We start from the raw sequence: 7,841 nt of genomic DNA on the forward strand, positions 1-7,841 counted from the left end.
GCAGGTCGGTGATGCCGCGCCGGACGACCTCGTGGTCGTCGAGCAGGAACACGCGGATCGGGTCCTGCTCCGAGAAGGTGCGTGGCTCTGCCATGACGTCCCCTTGTCCCCGGTTCTCCGGCTGTTCCCGGACGGAGGGCAGACCGCAGGCCGCCCCATGAGGATCATTGTCCGCCAGGGCCGGATGTACCAGGGCCGACCGGCCCCACTTGCCCCCCGGTGAGATCGAACGCCGGATCCCGTCCTGGTTCGATTCCCACGTCCGCCCCCCCGCCCGTCAGACGCTCACGCCGGCGCCGTAGGGGGCGTACAGGTCCAGCAGCCGTTTGCGGGCCGCGCGCAGGCGGTGCGCGAGCACCTGGCCCACCCACTGGCTGACCGCGTTGCCCAGCACCGGATCCGCCCGGCACAGGGCCAGGACGGTCGCGGCGTCGAACTCGTAGGCGCGTACGGGCGTGGTGGCCTCGGCGCCCAGGTGCCACACGGGGGGTGCGAACAGCCAGGACCAGCCGACCAGTTCGTTGTGTCCGAGGCTCTCGATGACGGCGGCCCGGCGGCCCGGGACGCGCATGTCGAGCTCGATGCGGCCGGTGCGGATGAGCCAGAACCGGTCGGCGTGACCGCCTTCCTCGAAGAGCCGGGTTCCCGGCGTGAAGGAGACCTCCCGGGCGTGGCGCATCAGCTGCCGCTGCTGGTCGGCCGGCAGGGCGCGCAGCATGCTCGGGGTCGGCGGGGCGTTCATGGCAGCCTCCCGGGACGGGACGTGTGACGGGACCTGTGGACGAGCCGGCACTGCCAGGGTGCGGCGCCGGCGCCGGACCGGCCATGGGCCCAGCGGCCCGTCGGCGCGGGACCTTCGGTACGTGCCCGGGACCTTCGGTCTGCCCGGTCCGGGACCTTCGGTACTGCCCGGTCCGGGACCTTCGGTATGTCGCCGACCTCAGACCGTCGGCCCGCCGCCGACCCGGGACCGTCGCTTCGGTGGTACGCGCCCGGCGCGCCGCCGGGCCACTCCCGGCGCTGCCCCCGGGTCTACTGCCCCGGCTGCGCCGCCAGCCACGCGCGGTACGCCGTCACCGCCGTCGGCAGGGTCGGGAAGATGCGGTCGTGGCCGACCGCGTCCGCCAGGCCGTAGGTCTCCAGGCTCTCCAGCAGGTCCTGCTTCACCCGGGCCAGGGCGAACACGACGCCGCGCGCGGTCAGTTCGCGGCGGAGGGCGTCGACCGCGTCGAGGGCGGTGATGTCCACCTCCACGTTGGCCTCGGTGTTGAGCACGAACCAGCGGACGGGCCCGGTCTGGTCGTCGACGGCGGCCAGGGCCCGGCGGTGGAAGTTCTCGGCGTTGGCGAAGAACAGGGGCGAGTCGTAGCGGTAGACCAGGAGACCCGGGATCGTACGGGCGGTCGGGTAGTCGTCGATGTCGTGCATACCGGCCACGCCCGGCACCAGGCCCTCGACCGCGTCGTGCGGGCGCGCCACCCGGGTCAGCAGTTCGGCCACCGACAGGCCCACGGCGACCAGCACGCCGTACAGGATGTCCAGGGCGAGTACCCCGGCCAGGCAGCCGAGCGCGAGGAACAGCTCGCGGCGGCGGAAGGCGGCCAGACGGCGGAAACCCGCGAGGTCGGTCATGCGCGTCGCCGCGTAGACGACCAGCGCACCCAGCACCGCGACGGGCGTCCGGGTGAGGAGCGGGCTGAGGAAGAGCAGGACCGCGAGTACCAGGGCGCCCGCGACCAGGGAGTACGCCTGGCTGCGGGCCCCGGCCGAGGTGGCCAGCGCGGTGCGGCTGGCGCTGCTGCTCACCGGGAAACCGTGCAGGACGCTCGACCCGAGGTTGGCCGCGCCGAGGGCCAGGAACTCCTGGTCGGCGTCGAGCCCGGGGCCGTCGTCGGGACCCCGGCCGGCGAACGCGCGGGCCGTGAGGATGAAGTCCGTGTACGCCACCAGGAGGACGCCGAGCGCGGGCAGGACCAGGCGCGGCACCTCGGTCAGGTCCGGCAGGGCGAGGCCGGGCACGCCTGCCGGGACCGTGCCGATGACCCGGATGCCGTGACGGCCGTCGAGGTCGAACGCCACCACGGCCGCCGTGCCCAGGACCACGGCCAGCAGCGGGCCGGGGAGCGCCCGGAAGTACCGCGTGACGACCAGGAGGAAGAGCAGCGTCGCCGCCGCGAAGACCACGGTCGCCGGCCGTGCCTCGCCCACGTGCGTGAAGAACGACCAGAGCTGGGGGAAGAACTCGGTGCCCGTCACCGGTACCCCGGTGAGTTTGGGCAGCTGGTCCACCACCATGATCAGGGCCACGCCGGCCAGGTAGCCGATCAGGACGGGGCGGGAGAGCAGGTCCGCCAGAAAGCCCAGGCGGACCGCCCGCGCGATCACGCAGAGCAGGCCGACCGCGGCGGCGAGGGCGGCCGCCAGCACGGCGTACCGGCCGGGGTCACCGGCGGCGAGCGGGGCCACCACCGTGGCCGTCATCAGCGCGGTCGTCGACTCCGGGCCGACCGACAGCAGCCGCGAGGAGCCGAACACCGTGTACAGGGCCAGGGCGGGCAGGATCGCCCACAGGCCGGCGACCGGGGGCAGCCCGGCCACCCCGGCGTACGCCATCACCTGCGGCACCAGGTACGCGGCGACCGTCACCCCGGCCAGCAGGTCGCCCCTTAGCCAGGCGCGCCGGTAGCCGAGCAGCGAGACGAGTCCGGGCACGAGCCGGTGCCACCCCCGGGGACCGCCTCTGCCGTGGGTCATGCGCCGCCTCTCGTCCGGTGGTCCCAGAATCCATCGGTCCTCGGCGGACCGCGCTGCACACGCCGTGCGCACGTCCAACAGGCCCCGAGGACAGGGCCGTTCAGCCCAACGGGCAGCGACCTTCGGCATCCGGCGCGAGCGTGCCCGCCCCGTCAGAGTGGGCGGTGCCAGGAGTCGCACGCACCGTGCCCGACGCCCCGACCAGGAGTCGTGCGCACCGTCCCCGACGTCCCGAAGGGATCACCGTCATGGCCGTGCACGAGCCCCCGCAGTGGAGCTCCGGCCTGCGCCCGCCGCCCGCCGGCCGGCCCCGGACCGCCACCGTGACCGCGGTGAGCGGCCGCTCAGAGGCTCGCCGCGTGGTCGGGGACGTAGGTCTGCAGATCCCGCGGCGGGCGTTCGTAGCCGGTCGACGGCGGCCGCTTCGGGAGTTCCAGCACCGGCGGCGGCACGTCGTGGTAGGGCACCGTGGACAGCAGGTGGGCCATCATGTTCAGCCGGGCCCGGCGCTTGTCGTCGCTCTCCACGATGTACCAGGGCGCCTCGGTGACGTCGGTGTGGATCAGCATCTCGTCCTTGGCCCGGGAGTAGGCCTCCCAGTGGGTGATCGACTCCAGGTCCATCGGCGAGAGCTTCCAGCGCCTCAGCGGATCGTCGAGGCGCTTGCGGAACCGCTCCTGCTGCTCGGTGTCGCTCACCGAGAACCAGTACTTGCGCAGCAGGATCCCGGACTCCACCAGCATCCGCTCGAAGATCGGGCAGTGCCGCAGGAAGAGCTGGTACTCCTCCCTCGTACAGAAGCCCATCACATGCTCGACGCCGGCCCGGTTGTACCAGGACCGGTCGAACAGCACGATCTCCCCGGCCGCCGGGAGATGCTCCGCGTACCGCTGGAAGTACCACTGGGTGCGCTCGCGCTCGGTGGGTTTCGGCAGCGCCGCGATCCGGGCGATACGCGGATTGAGGTGCTCGGTCACCCGTTTGATCGTGCCGCCTTTGCCGGCCGCGTCCCGTCCCTCGAAGATCACTACAAGGCGGGCGCCCGTGGCCCGCACCCACTCCTGCAGCTTCACCAACTCGGTCTGCAAACGAAGCAGTTCCGCCTCGTACGCCTTGCGCGGCAGCTCCGCCGCCTGCTTGCCGGCCATGCCGCCTCCACCGCCCGATGACCTACCCATGGAGCCATCCGATGTCCAAGGTCGAACACCAGGACGCCACCGTACTGTCCGACGAGGAACTGCGCACCCTGGACGCGCACTGGCGTGCCGCCAACTACCTCGCGGCGGGGCAGATCTACCTGATGTCCAACCCGCTGCTCACCGAGCCGCTGCGGCCCGAGCACATCAAGCCCCGGCTGCTGGGCCACTGGGGCACCTCACCGGGTCTCAACCTCGTGTACACCCATCTGAACCGGGTGATCAGGGCGCGTGGTCTGGACGCGCTGTGCGTGTGGGGGCCGGGGCACGGGGGGCCGTCCGTGCTGGCGAACTCCTGGCTGGAGGGCAGTTACAGCGAGACCTATCCCGACGTGTCGCGAGATGGGGAGGGGATGGGCCGGCTGTTCCGGCAGTTCTCCTTCCCCGGTGGTGTGCCCAGTCATGTGGCCCCGGAGACGCCCGGCTCGATCCACGAGGGCGGTGAGCTCGGCTATTCCCTGGCGCACGCCTACGGCGCCGCCTTCGACCACCCGGGCCTGCTGGTGGCCTGTGTGATCGGGGACGGTGAGGCGGAGACGGGGCCGCTGGCCGCGTCCTGGCACTCGAACAAGTTCCTCGACCCGGTCCACGACGGCGCGGTGCTGCCCATCCTGCACCTGAACGGCTACAAGATCGCCAATCCGACCGTGCTGTCCCGGCTGCCGGAGGCCGAACTCGATGCGCTGCTGCGCGGCTACGGTCACGAGCCGATCCACGTCACGGGTGATGACCCGCGTGAGGTCCACCGGGCCATGGCGGCGGCGATGGACACCGCACTGGACCGGATCGCCGTGATGCAGCGCTCGGCTCGCGAGGACGGGGTCACGGAGCGGGTGCACTGGCCGGTGATCGTGCTGCGGACACCGAAGGGCTGGACGGGTCCGGCCGAGGTGGACGGGGTGCCCGTCGAGGGGACCTGGCGGGCTCACCAGGTGCCGCTGGCGGGGGTCCGGGAGAACCCCGGGCATCTGCGGCAGCTGGAGGCGTGGCTGCGGTCGTACCGGCCCCAGGAGCTCTTCGGCCCCGACGGGCGTCCGGTCGCCGACGTGCTCGCGTGTGTTCCCGACGGTGCCCGTCGCCTCGGTGCGAGCCCGTATGCCAACGGCGGTCTGCTCGTCCGGGACCTGCCGCTGGCGGACCTGGACGGGTTCGCCGTTCCCGTCGAGAAGCCGGGCACCACCCTGCACGAACCCACCCGGGTTTTGGGTGACTTCCTGGCCCGGGTGATGAAGGACACGCGGCTGCGGAGGGACTTTAGGCTGGTCGGCCCGGACGAGACCGCGTCCAACCGGCTCCAGGCCGTCTTCGACGTGAGCGGCAAGGCGTGGCAGGCCGGGCGGCTTCCGGTGGACGAGCACCTCGAGCACCACGGCCGGGTGATGGAGATCCTCTCCGAACACCTGTGCCAGGGGTGGCTGGAGGGGTATCTCCTGACCGGGCGGCACGGGCTGTTCTCCTGCTACGAGGCGTTCGTGCACATCGTCGACTCGATGGTCAACCAGCACATCAAGTGGCTGAAGACGTCCAGGGAGCTGTCCTGGCGGGCCCCGATCGCCTCCCTCAACTATCTGCTGACCTCGCACGTGTGGCGGCAGGACCACAACGGGTTCTCGCACCAGGACCCCGGCTTCGTCGACCATGTCCTCAACAAGAGCCCCGAGGTCGTCCGCGTCTACCTGCCGCCGGACGCCAACACCCTGCTCTCGGTGGCGGATCACGCGTTGCGCAGCCGCGACTACGTGAATGTGATCGTGGCCGGCAAACAGCCCTGCTTCGACTGGCTCTCCATGGACCAGGCCCGTGTGCACTGCGCCCGCGGCGCCGGGATCTGGGAGTGGGCCGGCACCGAGAACGGCACTCGCGAGCCCGATGTGGTGCTCGCCTGTGCCGGTGACGTGCCCACCCAGGAGATCCTCGCCGCCGCCCAGTTGCTGCGCCGGCATCTGCCGCAGCTCGCCGTGCGGGTGGTGAACGTCGTCGACATGACGAGGCTGCTCCCGAAGGGCGAGCACCCGCACGGGATGAGCGACGCCGAGTACGACGGCCTGTTCACCACCGACAAGCCGGTGATCTTCGCCTACCACGGCTATCCCTGGCTGATCCATCGCCTCGCCTACCGGCGCACCGGGCACCAGAACCTGCACGTGCGCGGCTACAAGGAGTCGGGGACCACGACCACCCCGTTCGACATGGTCGTCCGCAACGACCTGGACCGCTACCGGCTGGTCATGGACGTCATCGACCGCGTCCCCGGCCTCGCGGTGCGCGCCGCCGGCGTGCGTCAGCAGATGGCCGACGCCCGTACCCGCCACCAGGCCTGGATCCGCGAGCACGGCACCGACCTGCCCGAGGTCGCCGACTGGACCTGGAACGACTGACCGCCGCGCCGCCGGCCGGCCGCCGACCCCGTGCGGCCGCCGGCCCCGGGCGGGGCACGGTCAGACGGCCGCTCCCGGCGCGTCCGTGCCGGCGAGGGCCTCGGGGAGGCCGGGATACAGCTCGAAGGTGTCGCCCAGCCCCGTGCAGCGCAGCAGCCGGGGGAAGCCGTCGTCCGGTGCGACCAGGCGCAGTCTGCCGACGCGGTACCGGACCCGGTTGCCGGCCCGGCACAGGAGGCTGAGGCCGGAGCAGTCGATGAACGAGACGGGACTCAGATCGAGCACCAGATCCGGCTCCGCACCGGACGTCAGTCGGTCGAGGGCCGCGGAGAGCGCCGGAATCGCCAGGAGGTCGAGTTCGCCGTGCAGGGTGACGACGGTGGCGCCGCCGTCGGTGCGGGTCGTGCGGTAGGTCGCGGACCTCGGGTGGTTGTCGGCCATGGACAGAGCGAAGTCCAGCCCGCGGGTCACGCGGAAGGGCCGTTCGGCCCCCCTCGGTTCCCCGGTGGCAGACCCGAACGGCCCGTCCCGTCCTGGCGTACGGTCCCGTCCCGTCCTGGCGTGCGGTCCCGTCCCGTCCTGGCGTGCGGTCCTGCGCCGTCCCGGCGTACGAGGGCCCGTCCGGCCGGCGACCGGGGCCGGACGGCCCAAGCGCATCCCGCAGGGCCGGGACAGGCTGGAGCTGCGGGGTGGCCACCGACGTCGTACCTCCAGCGGTACGACGCGAGAGACCTGGGAGACGGGACGGCCGATGTATGCCAACGACGGATTCCGCGAACTCGACCGGCGGGAGTGCCTGAGACTGCTCGCCGGGGTGCCGGTCGGCCGAATCGTCCACACGCGCGGGGCGCTGCCGGCCGTGCTGCCCGTCAACTTCGGTCTGGACCGGGACGGAGCGGTGGTGCTGCGCACGTCCGCGGCCTCGGAGCTGGTGCGGGCCATCGACGGCTCCGTCGTCGCCTTCGAGGCCGACGAGGTCGACGCCGTCGCGCACGCCGGCTGGAGCGTCGTCGTGACCGGCCGCGCGACCGTGGTCGACGACCCCGTCGAACACGAACGGCTCGTCCGGGACGGCCCCACGTCCTGGGTGCCCTCCCCCCGGGAGGTCTTCGTCCGCATCGAGCCGGAGCTGGTCACCGGACGCGAACTGACCGGCGGACGGACCCTGTACGGGCTGGATCCCATCTCCTGACGCTCCGCCGCACCCCTCGCCGGACCAGGTGACGGCGGGTTCGAGCGGACCGGTGACAGAGCAGGTGCCGGTGGTCACCTGTCGGGGCAGGTCGGCCCTTGCGCCACGGCCGGCGCACCGGTTACGGATGCCCCGCTCCGGGCCGGGCGACGCCGGGTTCTCCGGGGGCGACCGTGACTTGCCTGATCCGGGTGCCCGCTGCCGTCGGTGCCCACTACGGTGGGCTTTGGCCGGACCTGCCGGTGTGTGAGTCGACGGGATCGGGAGGAGTGCGGTGGAGAGCCACGAGGCGGCCCGGGTGCGGTTGCCGCAGCTCAGGCT

6 protein-coding genes and 1 pseudogene are annotated in these 7,841 nt (G+C 72.3%); 2 read left to right on the plus strand and 5 right to left on the minus strand.

All coding sequences use genetic code 11. The features are described 5' to 3' along the window. The 4 genes and pseudogenes from ACFWPQ_RS51665 to ppk2 form a co-directional block, all read right to left on the minus strand. Window positions 1-94: pseudogene (locus tag ACFWPQ_RS51665) on the minus strand (DNA-binding response regulator); the annotation flags it as partial. 183 nt (window positions 95-277) lie between these two features. Continuing rightward, a complete protein-coding gene (locus ACFWPQ_RS51670) occupies window positions 278-742 on the minus strand; it encodes a cyclic nucleotide-binding domain-containing protein (RefSeq protein WP_384052107.1) in 465 nt (154 codons plus the stop codon). Window positions 743-1,032: 290 nt separating this feature from the next. After that, a complete protein-coding gene (locus tag ACFWPQ_RS51675) occupies window positions 1,033-2,754 on the minus strand; it encodes a SulP family inorganic anion transporter (RefSeq protein ID WP_384052109.1) in 1,722 nt (573 codons plus the stop codon). A gap of 344 nt (window positions 2,755-3,098) precedes the next feature. Further along, entirely contained in the window at window positions 3,099-3,902 is an 804-nt protein-coding gene (gene ppk2, locus ACFWPQ_RS51680) for a polyphosphate kinase 2 (RefSeq protein WP_384052111.1), read from the minus strand. 41 nt (window positions 3,903-3,943) lie between these two features. Here ppk2 and ACFWPQ_RS51685 point away from each other — a divergent pair, with 41 nt between their 5' ends. After that, entirely contained in the window at window positions 3,944-6,328 is a 2,385-nt protein-coding gene (locus ACFWPQ_RS51685; RefSeq protein ID WP_384052113.1) for a phosphoketolase, read from the plus strand. Between the two features lie 60 nt (window positions 6,329-6,388). Here ACFWPQ_RS51685 and ACFWPQ_RS51690 read toward each other — a convergent pair whose 3' ends face one another. After that, window positions 6,389-6,769 carry an STAS domain-containing protein gene (locus ACFWPQ_RS51690; protein ID WP_384052115.1) on the minus strand — a complete coding sequence of 127 codons (381 nt, stop codon included), beginning with the start codon at window positions 6,767-6,769 and terminating at the stop codon, window positions 6,389-6,391. A gap of 310 nt (window positions 6,770-7,079) precedes the next feature. Between ACFWPQ_RS51690 and ACFWPQ_RS51695 the strand changes: the two genes are divergently transcribed. Next, window positions 7,080-7,520 (plus strand): pyridoxamine 5'-phosphate oxidase family protein, encoded by a 441-nt coding sequence (locus ACFWPQ_RS51695; protein WP_384052116.1) that lies wholly within the window; start codon window positions 7,080-7,082, stop codon window positions 7,518-7,520. Window positions 7,521-7,841: the final 321 nt, after the last annotated feature.

The organism is Streptomyces sp. NPDC058464, from assembly GCF_042721035.1.
Lineage (GTDB): Bacteria > Actinomycetota > Actinomycetes > Streptomycetales > Streptomycetaceae > Streptomyces.

Bases quoted from the DNA above. Each gene is read 5' to 3' on its own strand.
- ACFWPQ_RS51670 (WP_384052107.1), bottom strand. From the start codon at position 742: ATGAACGCCCCGCCGACCCCGAGCATGCTGCGCGCCCTGCCGGCCGAC.
- ppk2 (WP_384052111.1), bottom strand. From the start codon at position 3,902: ATGGCCGGCAAGCAGGCGGCGGAGCTGCCGCGCAAGGCGTACGAGGCG.
- ACFWPQ_RS51675 (WP_384052109.1), bottom strand. From the start codon at position 2,754: ATGACCCACGGCAGAGGCGGTCCCCGGGGGTGGCACCGGCTCGTGCCC.
- ACFWPQ_RS51685 (WP_384052113.1), top strand. From the start codon at position 3,944: ATGTCCAAGGTCGAACACCAGGACGCCACCGTACTGTCCGACGAGGAA.
- ACFWPQ_RS51695 (WP_384052116.1), top strand. From the start codon at position 7,080: ATGTATGCCAACGACGGATTCCGCGAACTCGACCGGCGGGAGTGCCTG.
- ACFWPQ_RS51690 (WP_384052115.1), bottom strand. From the start codon at position 6,769: ATGGCCGACAACCACCCGAGGTCCGCGACCTACCGCACGACCCGCACC.